Origin of the sequence: Glaciihabitans sp. UYNi722 (assembly GCF_040549465.1) — a bacterium.
Classification (GTDB): Bacteria; Actinomycetota; Actinomycetes; order Actinomycetales; family Microbacteriaceae; genus Lacisediminihabitans.
The window spans coordinates 19,524-41,693 of record NZ_JBEPTL010000015.1; the positions used below are offsets into that span (position 1 = coordinate 19,524).

At 63.7% G+C, this 22,170-nt stretch carries 25 protein-coding genes; 8 read left to right on the top strand and 17 right to left on the bottom strand.

The annotated features are described in order from the left end of the window. Nucleotides 1–31: 31 nt before the first annotated feature. Together ABIB56_RS11755 and ABIB56_RS11760 are read right to left on the bottom strand one after the other, a co-directional pair. Nucleotides 32–1,030, bottom strand: coding sequence for an aldo/keto reductase (locus ABIB56_RS11755; protein WP_354569401.1), 999 nt, complete (start codon nt 1,028–1,030; stop codon nt 32–34). 78 nt (nt 1,031–1,108) lie between these two features. Then, the gene (locus tag ABIB56_RS11760; protein ID WP_354569402.1) at nt 1,109–1,303 is read right to left on the bottom strand and encodes a hypothetical protein; all 195 of its coding nucleotides are present in this window, start codon (nt 1,301–1,303) and stop codon (nt 1,109–1,111) included. A 167-nt stretch (nt 1,304–1,470) separates the two neighbouring features. Here ABIB56_RS11760 and ABIB56_RS11765 point away from each other — a divergent pair, with 167 nt between their 5' ends. From ABIB56_RS11765 to ABIB56_RS11775, 3 genes are read left to right on the top strand one after another with little or no spacing between them, the layout of a single operon-like run. After that, nucleotides 1,471–2,343: a DUF4349 domain-containing protein gene (locus ABIB56_RS11765; protein ID WP_354569403.1), complete on the top strand. Its 873-nt coding sequence runs from the start codon at nt 1,471–1,473 to the stop codon at nt 2,341–2,343. A 30-nt stretch (nt 2,344–2,373) separates the two neighbouring features. Beyond that, on the top strand, nt 2,374–3,627 hold the full coding sequence (locus ABIB56_RS11770; protein WP_354569404.1) for a D-arabinono-1,4-lactone oxidase: 1,254 nt from the start codon (nt 2,374–2,376) through the stop codon (nt 3,625–3,627). Then, nucleotides 3,624–4,091 (top strand): NUDIX hydrolase, encoded by a 468-nt coding sequence (locus tag ABIB56_RS11775; protein ID WP_354569405.1) that lies wholly within the window; start codon nt 3,624–3,626, stop codon nt 4,089–4,091. Before ABIB56_RS11770 ends, ABIB56_RS11775 begins: the two co-directional genes overlap by 4 nt. Before the next feature lie 114 nt (nt 4,092–4,205). On the opposite strand, the gene ABIB56_RS11780 is transcribed toward ABIB56_RS11775, so the two are convergent. From ABIB56_RS11780 to ABIB56_RS11805, 6 genes are all read right to left on the bottom strand, one after another. Further along, on the bottom strand, nt 4,206–5,204 hold the full coding sequence (locus ABIB56_RS11780) for an ABC transporter permease (protein ID WP_354569406.1): 999 nt from the start codon (nt 5,202–5,204) through the stop codon (nt 4,206–4,208). Further along, entirely contained in the window at nt 5,201–6,169 is a 969-nt protein-coding gene (locus tag ABIB56_RS11785; protein ID WP_354569407.1) for an ABC transporter permease, read from the bottom strand. Before ABIB56_RS11785 ends, ABIB56_RS11780 begins: the two co-directional genes overlap by 4 nt. Beyond that, nucleotides 6,166–7,722: a sugar ABC transporter ATP-binding protein gene (locus tag ABIB56_RS11790; protein WP_354569408.1), complete on the bottom strand. Its 1,557-nt coding sequence runs from the start codon at nt 7,720–7,722 to the stop codon at nt 6,166–6,168. The genes ABIB56_RS11785 and ABIB56_RS11790 overlap by 4 nt, the downstream gene beginning before the upstream one ends. A gap of 91 nt (nt 7,723–7,813) precedes the next feature. Next, the gene (locus ABIB56_RS11795) at nt 7,814–8,887 is read right to left on the bottom strand and encodes an ABC transporter substrate-binding protein (RefSeq protein WP_354569409.1); all 1,074 of its coding nucleotides are present in this window, start codon (nt 8,885–8,887) and stop codon (nt 7,814–7,816) included. A 111-nt stretch (nt 8,888–8,998) separates the two neighbouring features. Next, nucleotides 8,999–9,787, bottom strand: a complete 789-nt coding sequence (locus tag ABIB56_RS11800; protein ID WP_354569410.1) for a DeoR/GlpR family DNA-binding transcription regulator — start codon at nt 9,785–9,787, stop codon at nt 8,999–9,001. A gap of 67 nt (nt 9,788–9,854) precedes the next feature. Continuing rightward, a complete protein-coding gene (locus ABIB56_RS11805; RefSeq protein WP_354569411.1) occupies nt 9,855–10,520 on the bottom strand; it encodes a recombinase family protein in 666 nt (221 codons plus the stop codon). Between the two features lie 148 nt (nt 10,521–10,668). Here ABIB56_RS11805 and ABIB56_RS11810 point away from each other — a divergent pair, with 148 nt between their 5' ends. Next, on the top strand, nt 10,669–11,238 hold the full coding sequence (locus ABIB56_RS11810) for a DNA-3-methyladenine glycosylase I (RefSeq protein WP_354569412.1): 570 nt from the start codon (nt 10,669–10,671) through the stop codon (nt 11,236–11,238). On the opposite strand, the gene ABIB56_RS11815 is transcribed toward ABIB56_RS11810, so the two are convergent. The 4 genes from ABIB56_RS11815 to ABIB56_RS11830 are packed head-to-tail and all read right to left on the bottom strand — an operon-like array spanning nt 11,239 to nt 14,426. Further along, nucleotides 11,239–12,810, bottom strand: a complete 1,572-nt coding sequence (locus ABIB56_RS11815; protein WP_354569413.1) for a transporter — start codon at nt 12,808–12,810, stop codon at nt 11,239–11,241. Continuing rightward, nucleotides 12,792–13,592, bottom strand: coding sequence for an ABC transporter ATP-binding protein (locus ABIB56_RS11820; protein ID WP_354569414.1), 801 nt, complete (start codon nt 13,590–13,592; stop codon nt 12,792–12,794). The genes ABIB56_RS11815 and ABIB56_RS11820 overlap by 19 nt, the downstream gene beginning before the upstream one ends. An 18-nt stretch (nt 13,593–13,610) precedes the next feature. After that, nucleotides 13,611–13,775, bottom strand: a complete 165-nt coding sequence (locus tag ABIB56_RS11825; RefSeq protein WP_354569415.1) for a hypothetical protein — start codon at nt 13,773–13,775, stop codon at nt 13,611–13,613. Nucleotides 13,776–13,778: 3 nt separating this feature from the next. Further along, on the bottom strand, nt 13,779–14,426 hold the full coding sequence (locus ABIB56_RS11830) for an FMN-dependent NADH-azoreductase (RefSeq protein ID WP_354569416.1): 648 nt from the start codon (nt 14,424–14,426) through the stop codon (nt 13,779–13,781). A gap of 201 nt (nt 14,427–14,627) precedes the next feature. On the opposite strand from ABIB56_RS11830, the gene ABIB56_RS11835 reads away from it, so the two are divergent. Both ABIB56_RS11835 and ABIB56_RS11840 read left to right on the top strand, forming a co-directional pair. Continuing rightward, a complete protein-coding gene (locus tag ABIB56_RS11835; protein ID WP_354569417.1) occupies nt 14,628–15,389 on the top strand; it encodes a ParA family protein in 762 nt (253 codons plus the stop codon). Between the two features lie 8 nt (nt 15,390–15,397). Continuing rightward, nucleotides 15,398–15,958 (top strand): dihydrofolate reductase family protein, encoded by a 561-nt coding sequence (locus tag ABIB56_RS11840; protein WP_354569418.1) that lies wholly within the window; start codon nt 15,398–15,400, stop codon nt 15,956–15,958. A 90-nt stretch (nt 15,959–16,048) separates the two neighbouring features. On the opposite strand, the gene ABIB56_RS11845 is transcribed toward ABIB56_RS11840, so the two are convergent. Continuing rightward, nucleotides 16,049–16,675, bottom strand: coding sequence for a malonic semialdehyde reductase (locus ABIB56_RS11845; RefSeq protein ID WP_354569419.1), 627 nt, complete (start codon nt 16,673–16,675; stop codon nt 16,049–16,051). A 72-nt stretch (nt 16,676–16,747) separates the two neighbouring features. On the opposite strand from ABIB56_RS11845, the gene ABIB56_RS11850 reads away from it, so the two are divergent. Further along, nucleotides 16,748–17,110: a winged helix-turn-helix transcriptional regulator gene (locus ABIB56_RS11850; protein WP_354569420.1), complete on the top strand. Its 363-nt coding sequence runs from the start codon at nt 16,748–16,750 to the stop codon at nt 17,108–17,110. 887 nt (nt 17,111–17,997) lie between these two features. Here the strand turns inward: ABIB56_RS11850 and ABIB56_RS11855 are convergent. The 3 genes from ABIB56_RS11855 to ABIB56_RS11865 are packed head-to-tail and all read right to left on the bottom strand — an operon-like array spanning nt 17,998 to nt 20,176. Continuing rightward, on the bottom strand, nt 17,998–18,810 hold the full coding sequence (locus tag ABIB56_RS11855; protein WP_354569421.1) for a GIY-YIG nuclease family protein: 813 nt from the start codon (nt 18,808–18,810) through the stop codon (nt 17,998–18,000). Between the two features lie 58 nt (nt 18,811–18,868). Then, nucleotides 18,869–19,411 carry a hypothetical protein gene (locus ABIB56_RS11860; RefSeq protein WP_354569422.1) on the bottom strand — a complete coding sequence of 181 codons (543 nt, stop codon included), beginning with the start codon at nt 19,409–19,411 and terminating at the stop codon, nt 18,869–18,871. Between the two features lie 18 nt (nt 19,412–19,429). Beyond that, nucleotides 19,430–20,176 (bottom strand): hypothetical protein, encoded by a 747-nt coding sequence (locus ABIB56_RS11865; protein ID WP_354569423.1) that lies wholly within the window; start codon nt 20,174–20,176, stop codon nt 19,430–19,432. A gap of 214 nt (nt 20,177–20,390) precedes the next feature. On the opposite strand from ABIB56_RS11865, the gene ABIB56_RS11870 reads away from it, so the two are divergent. Then, complete coding sequence (locus ABIB56_RS11870) at nt 20,391–21,314, top strand: DUF6615 family protein (RefSeq protein ID WP_354569424.1); 924 nt, start codon at nt 20,391–20,393, stop codon at nt 21,312–21,314. Between the two features lie 145 nt (nt 21,315–21,459). Here the strand turns inward: ABIB56_RS11870 and ABIB56_RS11875 are convergent, their stop codons facing one another. Beyond that, complete coding sequence (locus ABIB56_RS11875; protein WP_354569425.1) at nt 21,460–22,170, bottom strand: hypothetical protein; 711 nt, start codon at nt 22,168–22,170, stop codon at nt 21,460–21,462.

Genomic DNA, 22,170 nt, shown 5'->3' on the forward strand with positions numbered 1-22,170 from the left:
GGCCACCCGAAGTCTCCGAAACGTCCCTGTTTCACCATCGTGGGTGCACCGCCTGGCGAAAGTAGCGGTCGTAGATGTCGTTCACCGCCAGGCTGAAAGCGGGGCTCAACTGAGGAACGGATCCGGCGCCCGCGTTGCTCTCGGCCTGCCCGACGTTGCGCGCGCCGGGAATCACCGCGCTCACCCCGTCGAGCTGCGCGACCCAGGCGAGGGCGGCCTGCGCGGTACTGAGCCCGGCTGTGGCAGGTTCGTCGGCGAGCAGCGCCGCGAACTCCTGGGCCGCACGCACGCCCTGCCCGAAGTCGACGCCAGAGAAAGTCTCGCCCACATCGAAGGAGGAGCCGTCGCGGTTGTAGGTGCGGTGGTCGTCGGCGGGGAAGGTGGTGTCCGCGGTGTAGCGACCGCTGAGGAGTCCGGATGCCAGCGGCACCCTGGCGATGATGCCCACTCCCGCATCGAGGGCGGCGGGCAGTACGGCGTCGAGCGGCTTCAGACGGAAGGCGTTCAGGATGAGCTGCACCGTCGCGACGCCGGGCCGCCCGATCGCGGTGAGAGCCTCATCCGCCGTCTCCACACTCACGCCGTAATTGGCGATCGCCCCGTCAGAGACCAGGGTGTCGAGTGCGTCATAGACGGCATCCGAGGAGAAGACGGATGTCGGCGGGCAGTGCAGTTGCACGAGGTCCAGCGTGTCGACGCGCAGGTTGCTGCGTGAGCGGTCGGTCCATTCGCGGAATTTGGCGAGAGTGAAGTTCGCCGCATCCTGATCATCCCGCCGCCCCATCTTGGTGGCGACGGTGATGGAGTGGCCGGTGTTGTCGGCGAGGTACCCGCCAATGATCTTCTCGCTGCGACCGTCGCCGTAGACATCGGCAGTGTCGAAGAGAGTGACGCCCGCCGCTGCGGACGCGTCGAGGACCGCCCTCGCATCCTGTTCGCTCACCTCACCCCAGTCGGCACCGAGTTGCCAGGTGCCGAGGCCGATGACGGAGACTGTGCGACCGGTACGGCCGAGGGTGCGAGTTTTCATCGGCCCAGCCTATGGGGAGCCGAAGACGAAGGAGGGGTGAGCGGATCTGAATCCGCTCACCCCTCCCGTCGGAACCACTCAGTCGCGCAGGTTCTCCTTGTACTCGTTCTTGGCCTTCGTGGCATCGCGCTCACGCTCGGCGCTCTTCACATCTGATTCGGCCTTGGCTTCGTCCGCCTTGTCGCTGGCGCGATCTTTGGTGTCCTCTACCCAGTCGCCGACCTTCTTGCCTGTCGCTTCTGCGGCATCCTTGGCATCATCAAGCAAACCCATGATTCCTCCTTCAATCGTTGAAACGAACGGTAGTCCCCTTCTCGCCCCGCGCCACCCCTGCCGATCGACTTCCAGAGTTCTCCCAGACGCGATGGGCCAATCGTGACGCGCGAATCGTGAGAAACGTTGGGTAGCGGTGCGGTTCACGCGGTCATTACCGTGAGGGCATGAGGCGATTACTGGTTCCTACGGCACTGGCACTCTGCGCGCTCGCGCTGGCGGGCTGCACGTCCTCGGCTGGATCGAGCAGCTCGAGCGGCGGGTCATCCGCGGTCGCTCCCGCCGGTCCATCGAAGGTCGACACCGCTGAGGGCGCCGCCTCAACGGCGCAGAATGCCGACAGCCGACAGGTGATCACCACCGGCTCCGTGACGATCACCGTCGACAGGCCCGCAGCCGCCGCGGACGAGGCGGTGACGATCGTCGAGAACGCGGGCGGCCGCGTGGACGGCCGCACCGAGAAAGCACCGGTCGACGGCGACCGCGGCAGCGCGCAGCTCACGGTTCGCATCCCTTCGGCGAAACTCACGACGACACTCGACGCGCTCAAGAAGGTCGGAACAGTCGAAGACCTGTCGATCTCGAAGCAGGATGTGACCGCGCACGCCAAGGACCTCGCGGCACGGATCACCGCACTGCACGCCTCCGTCGACCGGCTGGTCGACCTGATGTCGAAGGCCGCGACGACCGCGGACCTCATCACCATCGAGTCGGCCCTCTCCGATCGCCAAGCCAACCTGGAGAGCCTCGAGTCGGAGAAGCGGTCCATCGACGACCAGGTCGACCTCTCCACCATCACTCTCACTCTCGGCTCGACGGCCACCGCGCCGGCCCACCTGCCCGACACCTTCCTCTCCGGGCTGCTGACCGGGTGGAACTCCTTCGTCGCCTTCTTCTCCGGCCTGATCGTTGTGCTCGGCGTACTTCTGCCCTGGCTGGCGCTCCTCGGAGTGATCGCGATCGTGCTGCTCCTGGTCCTGCGGCGCAATCGCCGGAAGTCTGCGGAACTCACCGCCGCAGGTCCGACCGCCGCGCCCTGATCCGCTGCCGATCCTTCCTAAACTGATGTCATGACTTCAGTGAACTGGGCTGGCAACTACACCTATCGCGCCGAAAGCCTGGTGAAGCCGCGTTCTGTGGAGGAACTGCAGGATGTCATTGCTGGCGCGAAGCAGGTGAAGGCTCTCGGCAGCAGGCATTCCTTCAACGATGTGGCCGACTCCCCCGGCATCCAGGTCTCGCTCGAGAACCTGCCAGCCGAGCTCACGATCGACGAGGCGGCACACACTGTCACTGTCAACGCCGGCGCTCGCTACGGCGAATTCGTCGAGCGACTGAATGACGCGGGCTGGGCCATCCACAATCTCGCCTCCCTTCCGCACATCTCGGTGGCCGGTGCGATCTCGACGGGAACGCACGGGTCGGGCGACGGCAACCTCAACCTCGCGGCTGTCGTCGCGGGACTCGAACTAATCACCGCCGACGGCCTCACGCTGAGTGTGAAGCGCGGCGATCCCAGTTTCGAGGGAACCGTCGTGGCCGTCGGCGCCCTCGGAATCGTCACGCGCGTGACCCTCGACATCGAGCCGACATTCGATGTACGCCAGGATGTGTTCGTGAACCTCGGCTGGCCTGCGCTGCGCGATCACTTCAACGAACTCACCTCGAGCGCCTACAGCGTGAGCATGTTCACGGACTGGGGCGAACAGGGCGCGAACCAGGTCTGGCTGAAGAGCAGAGTGGATGTCGGCACCGCAGCTTCGCAGCAGCAGGAACTGTTCGGCGCGACACGGGCCACCCATGCAATGCACCCGCTTCCCGACGGACCGAGTGCCAACAGTACTGAGCAGGGCGGCGTGCCCGGACCGTGGTGGAACCGCCTGGCCCACTTCACACTCGAGTTCACGCCGAGTGACGGGCAGGAACTGCAGTCAGAGTACCTGTTCGGGCGCGAGCACGCCATCGACGCGATCGAGGCCATGCGCGCCCTTCAGCCCCGGCTGGCACCGCATCTCATGGTCGCCGAGATCCGCACCATGAGGGCTGACGACCTCTGGCTCAGTCCCGCCTACGGTCGCGACACCGTCGGCCTGCACTTCACCTGGAAACAGGATGATGCGGTGCAGGAGCTGCTGCCACTGATGGAGGACGCACTGGCTCCTTTCGACGCCCGCCCGCACTGGGGAAAGCTCTTCACGACGAACGCTGCGCGTCTCTTGGAGCTGTATCCGAAACTCCCGGAGTTCCGCGAACTGGCCGGGCGGCTCGACCCGAACGGCAAGTTCCGCAACCCCTACCTGGATCGCACGATCTTCGGCGCATGACCGTGGTGCGCAGCTGCGGCATCCTGCTTTATCGGAGTACTGTCGGCGTCGTGGAGGTCTGGCTCGGTCACATGGGCGGCCCGTTCTGGGCGAAGAAGGATGCCGCGGCCTGGTCGATCCCGAAGGGCGAGCCGCTCGAGGGCGAGGCCGACCTCGCCGCCGCCCTGCGCGAGTTCGCGGAGGAGATCGGAACACCCGCACCCGACATCGACTACGTCCGCCTCGGCGACTTCCGGCAGTCATCAGGCAAGGTCGTGACCGTCTTCGCCGCTGAGAGCGATTTCTTTGTCGAATCGGTGACCAGCAACAGTTTCGATCTCGAGTGGCCGCCGCGCTCCGGTCGCATCCAGCATTTTCCCGAGATCGACGACGCGCGGTGGCTCACCCTTGACGAGGCGCGTACGAAGATCGTGAAGGGGCAGTTGCCGGCGCTCGACGCCCTGGCGGTGAGCCGCAGGGGATGAACACCGAGCGACCCTCCCGTCATCCATCCGCTGTTGTTTCGGCGGTCCGCTGCTGTCGAAACAGCGACGGACCGCCGAAACAACAGCGCTAATGACTGGCGGTTACGGAGCGCCTTACAGCCGCTGAGTTCTCGACAGCACCGTCTGGATGATCACCACGATCGCCAGGAAGACACCCGATACGACCGACTGCACCGACGAGCTGAGTGACCCGACCTGGTTGATCATGTTCTGGATCACCGCCAACAGCAGCACCCCGGCGAGCGTCCCAATCAGGCTGCCTCGCCCGCCGACCAGCAGCGTGCCGCCGATCACCACCGCAGAGATCGCGCTCAGCTCGAGACCGACGCCGACGGTCGGGACACCGGATGACGAATAGGCCGCGTTGAGCGCCCCTGCGAGTCCCGCGCAGAGGCCGCTGAGCACGTACACACCGAACTTCACGCGAGCGACGGGGAGGCCCATGAACGTGGATGCGCTCTCCGAACCGCCGACCGCGAGCACGGCCTGGCCTCCGCGCGACCGGGTGAGCAGCACCGTTCCGAGCACAATGCCGATCACGGCGATCACCACCGTCCAGTGGATGCCGAACACGCCACCCTGCCCGAGGGCGACGAGTGCCTTGTCTTTGATGAGCGGTGTGGTCGACCCGCCGTTGGTCACCGCGAGAACCAGGCCACGCACGGCGAGCAGTCCGGCCAGCGTCACGATGAACGGAGCCATCTTGCCGTAGGCCACGAGAAAACCCTGGGCGAGACCGATCGCTCCGCAGACCAGCAGAGGCAGGGCGAGCCCGCCGATGATGCCGAAACTCGATCCGTAGGCGGCGAGCACTCCACCGAGAGCGAAGACCGAGCCCACCGAGAGGTCGATGCCGCCGGTGAGAATCACGAAGGTCATGCCGATCGCCACGATCAGCGGGAACGACGATTGCGTCGCGATATTCGAGATGTTGCTCAGCGTGAGAAAGGTGGGGAACGAGAAGCTGGCGACGATCACGAGCAGGGCGAGCACGATCGCTGCACCGTAGCCCTGGAGCACGCCGGCGATACGCTCGCGGCGGGCCTGGTCGCCGGTAGTCGGTCCCGCGCTGGGTTCGATGGCGACGCTCATCGTGCTGACGCCCTTCCGCGCTGGAGATATACCGCGAAGAGAATGATGACCGCCTGCGTGATCTGCGAGAAGGCATCCGGCACATTGTGTTTGATCAGGGTGGCACTGATGAACTGCAGCAGCAGCGCGCCTGCGACGGTACCCGCGACCTTGACCTGCCCTCCGGTAAGCGGTGTTCCACCGACCACGACGGCGGTGATCGCCGACAGCTCGATGAGGTTGCCCAGGGTCGAAGGTACCGATGCGCCAAGCCGCGCCGTGCCGATGACGCCAGCGACCGAGGCGAGTCCGGCGCAGAGGATATAGGTGAAGAGCAGTATCCGTTTCACCGGCAGGCCGGAGAGCTCCGCCGCCCGGCGACTGCCACCAATCGCTATCAGCTGTTTACCGAAGGTGGTGCGGTTCACCAGCAGGGCGATGGCGAGAACCAGCACGACGGCGATGATCACGCTGTAAGGGATGCCGACGATAGATCCACGTCCGATCGCGAGGAGGTTCGGATCGATCACCGACTTGAGCTGCTCGTTCGCGATGAGCAGGGCGATACCGCGACCGGCGACCATGAGCGAGAGGGTCGCGACGATCGGTTGCACCCCAATGAAGGCCACCAGAGATCCGTTGATCAGACCGACGACAGCACCGACCACGATGGCGATGATCACGACCGGGATGAGGCCGTATCCGATGTAGAGCGGGATGACCGCCGCGGCGAGCGCCATGACCCCGCCGACCGAGAGGTCGATACCCTCTGTACCGATCACCAGGGCCATGCCGAGGGCGACGATGAGCACGGGAACGACCTGCACAAACTGGGTGCGGAAGTTGTCGAGCTGGAAGAAGTTGGGCGTGAACACGAGGTTATAGAGCAGCAGGAAGACGATGGCGATGTAGACGCCGTAGCGCTGCAGGATGCTGAGTGCTGCCGCGGCGCGCGGCAGCGAGATGGTGACGGATCCCTGGGTCATTCGCTGTCTCCCGCCTGGTCCTCGTCGCCGGCGAGCGCGGCGAGGAGGTGTTCTTCGTCGACGTCGTCGCCATCGAGCTCTGCTTCGATCTCGCCGTCGCGTAGCACGATGACGCGGGCCGATCCTTCCACGACCTCTTCGACCTCGGAGGAAACCAGCACGATCGCGAGCCCCTCACCGGCCAGCTCGTCGATGAGTGCCTGCACCTCCGCCTTGGCGCCGACGTCGATACCCCTGGTCGGCTCGTCGAGCAGTAGCACCTTGGGACTCATGGCCAGCCAGCGGGCGATCATCACCTTCTGCTGGTTTCCGCCGGAGAGCTCCGACACGATCTGGTCGGGGCTCGATGCCTTGATGTGCAGCCGCTTCATGAAGACGTCGACCACGGCATCCTGGTTGCTCCTGGAGGAGAATCCGCCGCGGGAGAGTCGCGGAAGGGCGGCGAGCACGATGTTGTCGCGCACCGAAAGGTTCGGCACGATGCCCTCAACCTTGCGGTCCTCCGGCAGCATCACGATGCCGGCGCGGATGGCGGCGGGAACGGAACCGCTGCGCACCGCCTTGCCGTCGATGCTGACCGAGCCGCGATCCAGCTGCATCACGCCGGCGAGAGCTTTGAGAGTCTCCGAGCGACCGGAACCGAGCAACCCGCCGAGACCGACGACCTCCCCCGGTCGAATATGCAGGCCGATGCCCTCGATCTGATGCTTGCGGCTGAGGTCTTTCGCCACCAGCACCGGCGGCGCATCGCTGGAGTGCACGGAACTGAACGCCGTCATCCCGCCGCGTTTCACCTTCTCGACGGATCGTCCGAGCATCAGTGAGATGAGTTCTACGCGTGGCAGCGCGCTGAGCGCACCGGTGTGCACCACCCTGCCATCGCGCAGCACCGTTACGCGTTCGGCGACCCGATAGATCTCGTCCATCCGGTGGCTGACGTAGACGATGGCGATACCCTGCTCCCTGAGCAGCGAGACCACCGAAAACAGCGTCTCTACCTCACGAGCTTCGAGCGACGAGGTCGGCTCGTCCATGATCACGACGCGAGCGTTGATGCTCACGGATCGGGCGAGTGCGACCATCTGCTGGACGCCGAGGGCGAGGCTTCGAAGTGGCTTGCGCACGTCGACATTGATGCCGTAGGTGTCGAGAAGGGCACGGGCATCCGCGTACATCCGCGTGAAGTCGATGAGACCGAAACGGTTTCGTGGTTCGCGACCGAGGAAGATGTTCTGCGCCACCGACATCAGCGGGATCAGGTTCACCTCCTGGTAGATCGTGCTGACTCCCGCGCGCTGGGCGTCGAGCGGCCGGGCGAATTTTGCGGCACTTCCACCGAGCAGTAACTGGCCATCGTCCGGTTGGTAGACACCGGTGAGCACCTTGATGAGCGTGGACTTCCCCGCGCCGTTCTCCCCCATGAGGGCGAGACTCTCGCCGGGGCGAACGGCGAAGTCGACGGAGTCGAGGGCGGTGACGCCGGCGAATTTCTTCGTCACCCCTCGTGCTTCCAGCACCGGTGTGGCTGTATGGTCGGCGGACTCGTCGGTCATGACCATGCCTCCTTGCGATCGTCATTGATACGGCTACCTCGCGTGGCCAGCGCACCGGCGGCGATGCCGTCGGTGCGCTGGCCGAGGTGCCTTAGAAGGCGGAATCCACCTTGTTGGCAGCGTTGGAAGGATCGTACTCCGAGTCCTGGATCACGATGTCCTGGCCGACAGGGCTTCCGGAGAGGAAGGTCTTCAGGGTCGCGAAGGCGAGCGGACCGAACCGCGGGTTCGACTCGATGACACCGTTGTACGAACCGGCCACGATCTGCTGCACAGCGTTCTTGGTTCCGTCGATCGAGTAAATCTGGATGTCTTTGCCTGCGGTCTTACCAGCCGCGAGGATGGCCGCCTGGGCGCCGAGCCCCATCTCGTCGTTCTCCGCATAGACCGCGGTGATCTCCGGATGCGACTGCAGCAGCTGCTCGGTCACCGACTGGCCCTTGTCACGAGCGAAGTCACCGGTCTGCTGGGCGACGATCTTGATGTCGGGCGCCTTAGCAGTGAGCTGGTCGACGAAACCCTTAGTGCGGTCGGTGGTCACACCGTTGCCGGAGGAGCCGAGGAGGATCGCGACATTGCCCTTGCCGCCGGTGCCCTTGATCAGCTGGTCGGCTGCGCGCTTGCCCTGCTCGACGAAGTTCGACCCGAGGAACGAGACGTAGTCGGTGCAGGCGGTGGCGTTGAGCTTGCGGTCCACGGTAAGCACCGGGATGTTCTTGTCACGGGCAGCCTTGAGCGCCGGTTCAAGGCCATCGGAGTTCAGCGGGGCGACGATCAGCACGTTCGCGCCCTGGGAAATCAGGTCCTGGATGTCGGAGATCTGCTTGGAGAGCGTCGACTGCGCGTTGGTCTTGATGAACTTCTTGACACCGATCTTCGCAGCCTCGTCGGTGATCGACTGGGTCTCCGCGATGCGGAAGGGGTTGTCTTCCTTCTCCGACTGGGAGAAGCCGACCACAGCATTCTTGAGGTCGATCTTCTTGCCCTTGTAGTCGGCGAGCGAACAGGTCGGGCCGTCCGAGGGCTTGACGGTCTGCTGGGTCTTCGGTGCGGAGGAACTTCCGCCGGTCGTTCCCGTGTTGGTGCATCCGGCGAGGGCGAGTCCGAGAGCCGCGACGAACGCGACCGTGCCGGCAAGGGATTGCACCTTACGTTTCGTGATCATGGTGTCCAACTTCCTTGTTAGATGTGGTTGCAGAGTGTTCCGACTTGAGTCGAATCGCTCAAAACATAGCAATAGGTTTCAGAAGCGAAACCGTTCCCCATTGGATTGTTGCTAAAACGTGTCCGAAAGTCCAGAGGCAATTGTTGCAATATGCACGGTGACCCCTTTGTGCGACAGGCTCTCGATCTCGTGCGCCGGCGACCCGGCATCCGTGACCAGTTGGCTGATGGAGTCGGTCGGCAGCGTCTGGATGGCGGTGCGCAGGCCGAGCTTGGTGTGGTCGGCGAGCACCACCACCTGGTTACCGGACGCGGCCATCGCCCGGTCGGCATCCGCCACCGCCATGTTCGGCGTCGAGAGCCCGAAGTCGGCGACCAGGCCGTTGCCCGAGAGGAAAGTGGTGTCTGCGTGGATGCCGCGCAGGGTGCGATTCTTCGCATCGCCGACCAGCGCGAGGATCGATGCGCGCAGGGTTCCCCCGGTCATGATCACTTGGTTTCCGGGGGAATCGACGAAGGCCTGGGCCACCGGAAGCGAGTTGGTGATGATCGTCAGCCCTGTTCGCTGACGCAGCTGTTTGGCGAGCGCCTCCGTTGTGGTTCCCGGCCAGATGATGAGCACCTCGCCGTCGTGAACGAGGGATGCCGCGAGCCGTCCGATGGCTTCCTTCTCGGGGATCGCCTGCACGATCTTCTCGGCATAGGGCGACTCGACCGGCGACTCTCCCGCCACCGCGCCGCCGTGTGTTCTCGTCAGCTTGCCAACGGAGTCGAGATAGTCCAGGTCCCGCCGGATGGTCACGGCAGAGGACTCGAGCACGGCGGCGAGCGAGGTGATCGAGACAGCACCATCGGCTCGAAGCGAATCGAGGATCAAATTGCGGCGTTGGGCGGCGATCACCAGCCCATGCTAGACACAGGACGTGCTTTTGTGATCAGTTGTGATCTTTTTCGTGCGTTGTGCGGTTCTAGCGTTCACCCATAGCGAGGGGGTCGGAGTCGCCGAGCGACGGGGTGGCGAACCGCACGGTCAGCGAGGTTCGTTCGTCACTGTCGGCGAGTGCGCCATCCGGATCGAGGCTCGCGGTCTCGAGTGCACGGTAAACGGTCGCCCGCGAGGTTCCGAGCTCCTGCGAGATCTCACGCACCGTCGCACCCTGCTCCTTGAGCATGAGCACCCGCTCGACGTTCGTCGGCGACAGCGCGCGCGGGCGTCCGGCCACCCTGCCCCGGGCCCGTGCGGCGTAGACGCCCACCATCGTCCGTTCGCGGATGAGGCAGCGCTCGAGTTCATTGAAAGCCGAGATGATTGTGAGCAGCGCGTTGCCCTCGTCGCCCGAGGTGTCCATCTCCTCGGCGATGGACGTCACGCCGACGCCCCTCCGACCGAGGAGTTCGAGCAGCGAGAGCACATTCGGCGAGGTACTTCCGAGACGGTCGAGCCGCCAGACGACCAGGGTGTCACCATCGCCGATGTGGTCGAGCGCCGCTGTCAGCTCTGTGCGTATCGGGGTGGCGACGTGCGCGCTGATGTCTTCGAAGATCGTGTCGACGCCACGCTTCGTGAGCAGGTCGCGCTGGAATTCGGCGTTGTGCTCGAGGGGCCCGACCCACAGGTAACCGACTCTGGTCACTACTCGTCTCACCCCGGCCCACGACTGACAGCCCGGCAACGGCAACGAGCTTGATTGTGGCAAATCGTATCACCGCCGCCCGCGAGCACCCGGGCAACGGATCAGACGACGTGAATGAGTTGTCGGTCGATCTCGCTAACCTGAGCCCATGAGCGATGATCCCGGTCGGCGGTGTCCGTGGGCGGAGAGTTCGCCCGCCATGCAGCAGTATCACGACACGGAGTGGGGTGTCCCCTCCCACGATGACCGCTATCTCTTCGAGATGCTGGTGCTCGAGGGAGCGCAGGCTGGCCTGTCATGGTCGACGGTGCTGAACCGACGTCAGGGCTATCGCGCGGCCTTCGCCGGCTTCGATCCGGTGAAGGTCGCGCAATTCACCGATGCGACGCTCGAGAAGCTGCGCGACGATGAGGGAATCATCCGCAACCGTCTCAAGATCTATGGCACTCGCACGAACGCGCAGGCCTTCCTCCGCGTGCAGCAGGAGTGTGGAACATTCGCCGATTATCTGTGGGGGTGGGTGGATGACGCAACCATTGTGCACCGTCCGAAATCCCTCGGCGAGCTCCCGCCGACCACCGAACTCTCCGACCGCCTGAGCAAGGACCTCAAACGCCGAGGATTCGCCTTCGTCGGCTCCACGATCGTCTACGCCATGCTCGAGGCGACGGGCCTGATCGACGACCACGTCGTCGATTGCCCGCAGAAACGACAGTAGCTAACGCTGGCGCTGCAACCGTACGAGCATCTCCGACGAGCCAAGGTCGAGTCGCCTGCCACCGAGACGGATGCCGACGACCATCAGCACTGAGCCGAGAACGACGCCGACGACCAGGCCGATCCATCCGATCAGCGCCTGCTGCGTTGCCGCCGTGACGATGAGCAGCACGACCTCTGGAATGACGAGCACCGCGAGGATGCCCCAGGTCGCGAAGGTGGTCAGCGTGGTCGTGAACCCGGCCCCCGGCGGTGACTTGAATGGATTGTCTCCGGGTGCCGGCACCGGAACCGCGACGATCGCCGAGGAGAAGCTCGAAATACCGAACCCGGTGAGCAGCGTTCCCAGGGAGAGTCCGAGAAGCGCCGGGAGAAGTCGCCACAGGTCAGCAGCCCACACCGACGCGATGGAGAAAATGACGACGATCGGCAGCGAGAAGGTCGCAAGGGCGACGACGCGGCCGATCCTGTCATCCGCACCACGGATGCCAGAGGCCACGTGAGTCGCGAAGGCAGTTCCGTCGTAGGAGAGGTCGGTGAAGATCGACAGCGACAGGAACAGCGCCACAATCGGAGCCATCGCGACCAGCACGCCGAGGGACTGTTCGTTGTGACTGTAGAAGTACATCAGGACGGGCACGACGGGCACGATGAGCAGTTGGCGCGCATAACGCGGGTCGCGCACCCAGTAGGTCAGGGACCGCGCGGCGACGGCGCCCCACGGCCTATCCGGAACGAGGCCGAGCAACCCGAGTTTACCTCGCGCTCTCTGCTTGGAGGCGGTGTGGGCCGGCTTGACCAGTGCGATGGCGAGGCTTCGGCGCCACAGCAGCGCGACCGCCAGCAGCACGACGATCCCGATGAGGAACTTGATCGCCGCAGGCCCGTAGGAGCCACGTGCGATCTCCGACGGCACTGCCCAGATTGCGCCGAGTGGTGTCCAGGACAGCGCGCCGGCGAATCCGGGCAGAGCATCGGCGACGTTTCTGATACCTGAGGTGACGGAGATGATGATCGGTCCGAGCAACACCAGCGGAATGAAGAGGATGATGCTGCCGATCTCCCGGAATCGTCGACCAGACGAGAAGCTGGAGCTCAGCGTGGTGACCATCCGCGCACCGATCACGCAGGTGAGTGTGCCGATCACGCCGCAGAGCATGGCCACGAGAGCGATGACGGGATGCCGCCACCAGGTTCCCGCCGTGGCGAGGGCCGCCAGCAGGGTCACGATGCCCGGCACGCCGAGCACGCCCGACACTGCGAGCCCGAGCAGCAGCTGGTTGAAGGGGATCGGGAAGGTCACCAGGCGGGCCGGATCGAGCGTCTGGTCCACACCGGAAGCGATGAGCGGGATGATGATCCAGCCGAGCACCGCGGCCGATCCGGCGAGGATCACGATGGTACGGGAGAGCTCGATGGGCGCACCGCTCAGCGTGAACAGTCCGATGACCGCGAACAGCAGCAGGCCGAGGCCATAGAGTCCGCCGATGATCACCGCGACGAGTTGCCATGGGCTCCTCAACAGCGAGTTCTTGAGAACGAGCAGGCGAAGCCTTAGGAGATGCGCAACCATTCCGGCCCCTCCGCGTGGTGGCGTCCGCCGACCAACTCGACGAAACGATCCTCGAGAGTCGAACCGCCGCGCACCTCGTCGATGGTGCCGGCGGCGAGCACGCGACCGGCGGCGATCACAGCGACGTGGTCGCACATCCGCTGCACGAGGTCCATGGCGTGACTCGACACGATCACGGTGCCACCGGAGCGTACATAGCCCTGCAGGATGTCGCGGATGTTCGCCGCCGAAACCGGATCGACCGATTCGAACGGCTCGTCGAGCGCGAGCAACCGTGGAGCATGCACCAGGGCGCAGGCCAGCGCGATCTTCTTGGTCATGCCAGCCGAGTAGTCGACGACAAGGGTTCCTGCGGCGCTGTCGAGGTCGAGGAGTCTGAGCAGGTCGGCGACGCGCTCCGAGACGGTGTCACGGCTCATGCCCGACAGCAGACCGGAGTAGGTGACCAGCTGCTCACCGGTCAGCCTGTCGAAGAGCCGAACCCCGTCCGAGAGAACGCCCACCAGCCGCTTCGCCTCGATGAGGTTGCGCCAGACATCCACCCCGTGGATCGAGATCTCGCCGGCGTCCGGCCTGAGAAGGCCCGTGGCCATCGACAGGGTGGTGGTCTTGCCCGCGCCGTTCGGGCCGACCAGTCCGTAGAACGAGCCGGCCGGAACATCCAGGTCGATGCCGTCGACGGCGACCTTGTCACCGAATCGCTTGCGGAGGCCCCGGATGGACAGGGCGGGAACCCCGTCATCCTGCGAGCTATTCTGCTGGGTTACGTTGGGATCGGGCACAGTGCACCTGCCTCTTCGTTACTCGGATTCGCCACACATTACCCGCGCGACGAAGATCGGCTCAGGTATCCAGCGTTCTCCCAGAGCTCGGAGAATGGACACGGACAGGCCGCAGCCACGCCCCGCGGATGCCACGGCTCGCGGATGCCACGGCTCGCGGATGCCACGCACCACGGATGCCATGGCTCAGGCCTCCGCGAGGCGCTTAGCGATGGCGGCAGCGTCGAGGTGCGCCTGCTCGAGCTCGGCGTGACTCTGGTCGATCCTGTCCGCCATCGTCGGGATGCTCTCGGCCAGCGTCAGGCTCGTGGCAATGACCGATGTGGTCATCCCGAGCGCCGTTCCGAGAATGAGTTCGAGCACCGGAACCGCGTGGTCCCAGCCCTCCGTCGCACTCCCTGTCTCGTAGGAACCTCCCCTGCTGGTCACAATCACGGCTGGGCGTCCGGCGAGCGGCTGGGTCTCTACGTCGAAGGGCGCGGTGACTCCTGGCACATGGATGTAGTCGACCCACGCCTTCAGCGCCGATGGCAGCGAGTAGTTGTACATCGGCGCACCGACGAGCAGCACATCGGCGGCGACGAGTTCGAGGATCAACTCCTGCTGCAGCGTCTCGGCATCCGCTGGCGGCTTGGCCCCCTCCGGACGCAGTCGTGGTGGCCAGTGCAGGGCGGCATCCGGGATGTGCGGAATCGGGTTGAGGTGCAGATCACGGTAGACGACGGTGAAATCGTTACCGTGGCTGCGCCACTCGTCGGCGAAGGTGCGGGTGATGGCGCGCGACCGCGAGCGCTCCGGGTCGGCAGACGAGTCGAGATGAAGCAGGGTGGGCATGGTCATCACGCTATACGGCGCACCCAATGGATGACAGCTCGGGTGCAGGTGTGGATCTCGCCACCCAGCTCGCCCTCCGTCGTGCCAAATGAAGGCACTCTCGGGTAGCCCCTCCCGTATCTTCGGGGCACGGATCGGTTCAGAGGCGCAGATCCCCTTCATTTGGCACAGCCGTTACCGGGATCTCTTAGTATGTGGGGCATGAAGGTCGTCGCGGTCTACAGCATCAAGGGCGGGGTCGGGAAGACGACCACCGCCGTCAACCTGGCCTGGGAAGCGTCACAGAACCTGCGGGTGCTGCTCTGGGATCTGGATCCCCAGGGCGCCGCGACCTACCTGCTCGAGGTGAAACCGAAGCTCAAGGGCGGCGTCGATTCGCTGGTCAGCGGCAAGACGACGGCGACCTCGGTGGTGCGCTCGACGACCTATCCGCAACTCGACGTACTTCCCGCTGACGACAGCTATCGCGAACTGGACCTCGTCTTCGACGCCGCGAAGAAGTCCACCCAGCGCATCGAGAAAGTACTGGATACCATTGCGGACGACTACGACCTGGTAATTCTCGACTGCCCGCCGGGGGCCTCCCTGGTCGCCGAGAACGCGATGCGCGCCGCCGACCTGGTCGTCGTGCCACTTGTGCCCTCGCCGCTGTCGCTTCGGTCGCTCGACCAGGTCACCGGCATCGTGGCCGAATCCGCCAGGCCCGCGCCCATCCTCGGCTTCCTCTCGATGGTCGACCGTCGCAAGACCGTCCATCGGGATGCCGTCGAACGTCTGCACACGGATCGCCGGGAGGTGATCGACATCGTCATCCCGTCGACGGTCATCATCGAACGGATGGGAACAGAGCGCGCCCCGGTCGCCACCTACGCGCCCAGCGCCGAGGTCTCGCTCGCCTACGGACAGCTGTGGAAACAGATCCAGTCCGTGGTGAAAGCCAAACGGGCGAAACACAAACACTGAAGGTACTCATGGCCAGACTGATCTATTCCGGCATCATGTCCCTCGACGGCTACATCGCGGATGAACACGGTGACTTCAACTGGAGCGCACCCGACGAAGAGGTGCACGCCTTCGTGAACGACCTGGAGCGATCCATCGGCACCTACCTCCTCGGGCGACGCATGTACGAGATCATGGTCTTCTGGGAGAACGCGGACAGCTTCGCGAACGAGAGCCCCGTGATGCAGGACTTCGCAAGCGTCTGGCAGTCGGCCGACAAGGTCGTCTACTCGACCACGCTGGAGACGATGTCCAGCGCCAGGACACGTCTCGAGACAGCCTTCGACCCCGACGCGATCCGGCAGCTGAAAGCAACGGCGGAGCGAGACATCAGCGTGGGCGGTCCACATCTCGCAGCGCAGGCGATCGCGGCCGGCCTGGTCGATGAATACCACCTGTTCATCAATCCGGTCGTCATCGGTGGTGGCACACGGTATCTTCCCGACGGCGTCCGTCTCCCGCTCGAACTGCGGGAGGAGCGCCGCTTCGGCAATGGCGTGGTCTATTTGCGCTACCGCGCGACTCCCTAGTCAGGCATTCTCAGGCGCACTGCGAACTACTGCTGGCCGATCTGGTCGCCAAGCACGTGGGCGACGACCAGGATCGGTAACAGTTGGTCCCTACGCGAAGTGAACTGTGTGTTCCGCGTCGAGGCGCGGCAGCCGAGCACGATACGAACCCTCGGTGGGGTGACCGATGTTGATGACGAGGAAGGTTCCCCATCTGCCATCGTCGAAAAACTCGGCATCGATAGCGTCTGCCGTGAAGCCGAGCATCGGTCCTGCGGCGAGTCCGAGCGCTCGAATGGCGAGGATGAAGTAGCCGGCCTGCAGCCACGAATTGTTTCGCGCTGCGTCGAGCCGGGGGTCTTCGTTCTCGGCAAAGTAGTCAGTCATATGCGCCAGGTGAGGGGTCGTCGTCGCGATGTTCTCGTGCCACGTGCGGTCAAAGGCGAGAACGGCCACCGCGGGAGCTGCGAGCGTCTTCTCCCGGTTGTTGTCGTTCATGAATTCGCCCAGCTTCGCGCGACCTTCGGTTGACTGCACGAAGAGCACCCGCATCGGCTGGAAGTTCGCAGCAGTCGGTGGCCATTTGGCGAGGTCCCAGATCGACCTCAGCTCGTCATCCGTCACCGGTGTCGGCGCGAAGCTATTCGCTGTCGCCGCGCGTGAGAAGAGGGTGTGGAGACTCTCTTCGCTCAGTCGCTGCGGGGCGACGGCGGGGTGGTTCTCGAGCACGGATGTCATGCACTTTCCTTCCAGAAGTTACTTTGATAAAACTAGCTGCACGTTTCAGACTAGTCCAACTAGAATGTGGAGGTGAATCCCGAGCCCCGCACGCACACATTGCACAGCGCGCCCACCTGCGACAAAGCACTCGCGCACGCCTTCGGGTTCCTCGGAAAGCGCTGGAACGGCGTCATCCTCGGAACCCTGATGGATGGTGCAGCGTCGTTCTCCGAGCTTCGCCGCGCCGTCGAGGGAATCAGCGACTCGGTTCTCTCCGAGCGCCTCACCGAACTCGCCACGACCGGCCTGGTGCGCCGCACCGTCGACGACGGTCCGCCCATCGCCGTCAGCTACACACTCACCGACTCAGGCTCCGCCCTCATGCCGGCGCTCACAGAGCTCACGAGCTGGGCGCGGGCCAACCTCAAGCCCGTCTCCACTGTCGTCGGCTGATAGCGACTCGGTAGTCGCAACACAAAAGCCCCGGCCATAAAGACCGGGGCTTTCACACACTGGTGGGGGTACTGCGAAATTACTGCAATCGCAGTTTGGCAACTCGTCTAATAGATGAGCTGCTAATTCTTGCGGCTTCTTCGTCCCCGACCGTGAGGTCAACTACTCGGGTAATCCCTGTTCGAGTGCGAAAACTGACTCCAGAACAGATTACTGACCTTTTGTCATTAAACCATCAAGGGGAATCGTTGACTAGCCTTGCTGCCCGGTTCGGCATTCATCGTGGAACCGTAAAGGATCACCTGCGCCGAGCTGACATTCCTATCCGACTAGGCAACCAGGCAAAACTGAGCGAGAGCGACAAAGCCCAGATCGCAAGTTTGTACGAAGCTGGCCTTTCAATCCACAAGCTCGCGTTGCAGTTCGGCGTCACGGACAATCCCGTGCATAACGCGTTGAGGGAACGTGGCACCTGGATGCGCGATCCGCAAGGGCTCACCCGCTCCCACCGTCGGTCAGATACTGCGCCGTCACTTCTAACGGATGTCCGGAATGACCGGACTGAGCACGCGACAGAGCCCTAGCGCCTGGCGGGACAGGCTACTTCAACGTCATCGTTGGATGCCGCTTCGAAGTGACGTGCCAGGCGTGACACTCCGAACAGGGGTGAACGCCGGTGAGGTTCGTACAGCCACGACGGAGCAAGATCGACAGCGCTCGAAGCGCCTCGCCGGGGGTTGCGTAAGACTTCTTGGTGCAGGCAGACATAGCAGTGCATCCCTTCCAGATATGGGTTGGGGCCTGCACTGCAGTGGCCAGATCGTGCGGTTCGCCTTTGGACCGCCGTCGGGATGAATGTACCAGGGGCGGCCAGTTCTCGCGGGGCGCTAGTTTCGGTTCAGCCCGTGACGACGCGTTCCGAGAGCGTCTTTGAAGTGGCTCTCTGCCGCATCGATCTCGCGCGTAGGTGTCGCTGGATCAAAGACGCGAAGCAGCGAGAACTGGAAGCTGGTCGGGTCGAGGCCGCGCAGTTCAACGTTTCCGCCATGGCCGTTCGTTGCATAGGCGGTCCAGCGCTGACGGATGCTTTCGGCGCCGTCGGCCTTGCCAACGTATTGACGTCCGTCCCGATTGTCGGTGATGAGGTAGATGCCCACGACCGAGGAGAGCGTAGTACGCCATGAGGCATAACGATGCTCGCGCATCACCGCCTGCAGCTGCACGTGGCTCAGCACCAAGCTGTCGAAGCCTGGAAAAGGGATCGGCTCGGCGTCTGCGATACCGAAGACGGGGTACGTCGCGGCGGTAGTGGCGTTCATCCACCAAGTGCGCGGTGACCGCCACCCGATAACCAATCGGTTCCGCAGGTCGGCCATGTGCTCGGACTGGGCTACATCGAAGACCCGTCGGATGCCGTCATTCGAGATCTCGCCGCGGTTCTCCACCACCGACCAGAGCCGTGCCTGGTCGCCTCCCTCCTTTATGAACACGACCCAATAGCGAGCGGGAACCGCTGGGAAACGTTTTGTGTCCGAGGACTGGTTGTGCGTGTAGGCGATGATCTCTGCATCTGTGGAATCCGAGTGGATGCCCGGCAGGCCACTGTCTTCATGTTCTCGCACATATGCATGACGGATCACCAAGGCAGATGCGGGATCGATTCCGGCGTCGAGCAGGAGAGGCGCAAGCGTCAAAGCCATCCGATGGTCACCTTCTCTTGCGGTCCGTCACGATCAGCCCCGGAGAAACGGATCACCCCTATTCTGCGCTGCCGAGGCGAGCCAGCGCGTTGGCGAACCGCTCGCGGAATCGCTTCTGTTGCCCGCTGCCGGGGAACGGAATCATGGCGTCATGGAGGAGTGGAAGGCCAGCCGAACGGATGGGTCGCTCCAACAGATCGAAGACGTTCTGCTTCACCAAGACGACGCCGTCCGGCTGGTGTTCGGTAGCGAGAGAAACGGTCGCCTCGATGTTGCCTCGCAGTGCTGCTGCGCGCTCCGGAGGCGAGTGGTAGTTGACGGGCATTGGTGCCAGGTCGATGAGGAAGATGCCCTCGTCCCTGAGCTTCTCAAGCCAGGGCCGCTTGGCTACCGGGCCACTCACCAACGCCGGGCTGTCGAACAGCGCACGGACGACCTCACGGAAGAGTCCATCCTTGCCCGTGAGGTAGTCGTCGTAGAAGAAACGGCGATTCGTGATGTCGCCTCCATCGGCGGGCGCGCTTTCCGCGATCAACAGGAGCCGAACGTGCTCAGGCTTCCAACGAGCGCGGCGTTCGGAGTACCAAGGATCTTCGCTCACTGTCCAATTCCTTAGGTGCTACGACCGGAGAGCAAGATTGCTGTCGTCGTCGGGTCCGGGCCGCTTCAGTACCCGGATGATCTCCGCTGAGCTTGTGTCGCTCAGCAACGACGGGTTTGCTTCGAGCATCGCTTGAACGCGCTCGGCGAACTGCTTCGGCGTCAGCTCCTGGTCGGACGAGGCAGGTTCAAGAACGTGTTCGTCTTCCTCGATTTGTGCGTTCGCGAGAATACGGCGCTGCTCCTCTTGAAATGCTCCCGCTGCAAGCATCGCGTGGAGGCGTTGCTCCCACTCAGCACTGCTCATACGAATCTTTGATTGGGTCACCGCAATCTCAACGCCAGCACGTGAAGCGACGAAAGTGGCGCGGCTGGGAGTGACGTGTCCAAGGTCGAGGGCTTCAGATTCATTCTTGTTCCGCCCGCGCAACTTCTGCCACGTCGATTTGAGCTTCGGCGCAGCCCTCTCGTCCCACCATCGCTTCACCCGCGGCGACGCCCACTGCACGCCCTTGATGATGCTGAGGATCATCAGCGCCGCGAGCTCGGCTGCACGCTCGATCTCCTCCTGTGTGAGCTGCCGAGGCGGCTCGTATTCATAGCTGGACGAGTAGTTGTCCTCGGGGTCCTCGACTTCGCGCCAGGCTGCGTGACCCTGAAGCTTGTTTTCGCTATCCGAAAACAGATGCCCGGTGACCGCACCGTCGACGTCGTGGGATGTCCCCAGGTGCTGGCCATCGGGAACGATCGGTTCGTAGCGCTTCATGCTTGAAGATTACTTTCGATCGGTGACGTTGAGGGAGTCCCGCTATCGAGGGGCGGCGTCACTTTCGCGGAGTGCATCCGAGATTCCCAACGCTTCTTGGCGCAGTGCTTCCACTTCAGACCTGGGGCGTCGCCTCGCCGGGGAGACGCGGTTCAATGTTCAAGCGAGCCCCGACATTGTCGCGCCCAGTCGAGATCACTGCCACGCTGATGCCATGCGCCTCAACGATCTGACGAACCTGATGGATGAGTTGTCTCACCAGACGTGGTTCAACCTGACCGCCGCTCGCCGACTGAACATGCGCATGGGCGAGGTCACGATTACCGAAGTCAACCTTCTAGCCATCGCGAGACTCATCGATCGAACTGGCGTCAACGTCGAACTGATTGCGACGCGCAGCGACGAGAAGACAACTGGGACTGACTTCGAGATCTGGGTGAAGCTGCGGTCTGGCCGCGTGCTGGGATTCGCTGTGCAGGCGAAGATCATCTACGTCCATGACGGAAAGTACGAATACAGCTCGCTGGGCCACGGCAACAAGAACGGCGCGCAGATGAAGCTACTCGAAGCTCATGCCGCGCGGCGTGGTGCCCAGCCTGTTCACGTTTTCTTTAATGGGTGGGACACATCGGATTCAAAGGCGCCGCCAACTCCCCGTGGCAAGTCTGCGGAGCTGTATGGATGCGCTGCCATCATGACCCCGGTCGTGCGAAGAGTTCGAACCGGAATCGGTTACCGCAAGGGGGTGAATCGTGCGGCCCCGTATCTCAAAGTGTCAATCCCATGGTCAGAGCTCTTCCTCATCCCGGACGTGCCCGCCGATGCAGATGGCGGTGACAGTGGTTCAGATGGAGATGCGCAAGTTCGCGGCGGCGGGCCAGGCGGCGAGGAATTGCCCGCGAGCGGTGACACTCCGCTACGTCCTATTGATTTCACTGATCGCGACTTCGACGCGCTTGAGGCCCGACTTAGTCAGCTCCGCGGAGACGATAGCGAGCCCCGGCGGGCGGCAGAGCTTCCTTCCTACATCACGCGGTTTCGTGGCGTCCCGCGCGAGCAGATCACAGACGACGACGACAACTTTGACGCGCCTCCATTCGCGCTGCTCATCGAAGAGTCGGACGACGACAACGTATGAACACCGACGCAGTCAAGCACAAGTGATCCGTGGCAAAGGATGAACCGGAGCCCGGAGACCAGCGCACCCACCGATGGGCGTTCGGTCTACAGATGACCGCAAGAAGAAAGTGCCGAGACATACTTCTTACGAGCCACTGTCGACATCACTCTCCATCGATTGAGTCGTCTAGGAACATGCTGGCGAGTCGAGCGATGAGGAGGTCGTCGCTGGCGGCAAATGCCTCCAGAATGCGTCGCGGGGTATTGCTGTTCATAGCGACAGAGGCGCGCACAAGTGTCGCCTCGTCCCGCGCAAGTCGGTAGAGGGTCCCTTGATCGGTCACTGGGTTGTAGGCGATGCCGCGGCGAACGTCGTCGTCCATGTCGTTCGCGAGGAAGTCGACGAGCACCGGTGGGATCCTTGGATTGCTAGCCGCGGCACGGCGGACCTCGACGCTTCGGTCTCCGACGAGGACCGCGAGCACTTCCGGAGGAGCGTCGGGATTCAAGGCAACGCTCAATCGGACTTCTCGCCGCTTGTCGGAGACAGCCTTGACCATTGCCTCCCTGTCGGTGGCGTTCAGCGCGCTGCGGCGGCGCTCGTTGACGTCCGCACGTTCCGCGACACGGTCGTACCGCTCAAGCTGCTCGGCAATGGTCGGCAAAAGGGGCAGCTCGACCTCCGTGAACTCCGACTGTTCACGCCTCTCGAGTACCGCAAGGAGACGGTCCGCCACCCGGGTCGGTGTGTTGGGGTTCACCGCGACGGCATCACGAACGTAGGGATGACTGTCCTTTGCCAGCCGGAGCAAGATCGCCTCGGCGGTCGAGGGATTCCTCCCGACTCCGGCGCGGATCTCCGGCTTGCCCTTCAC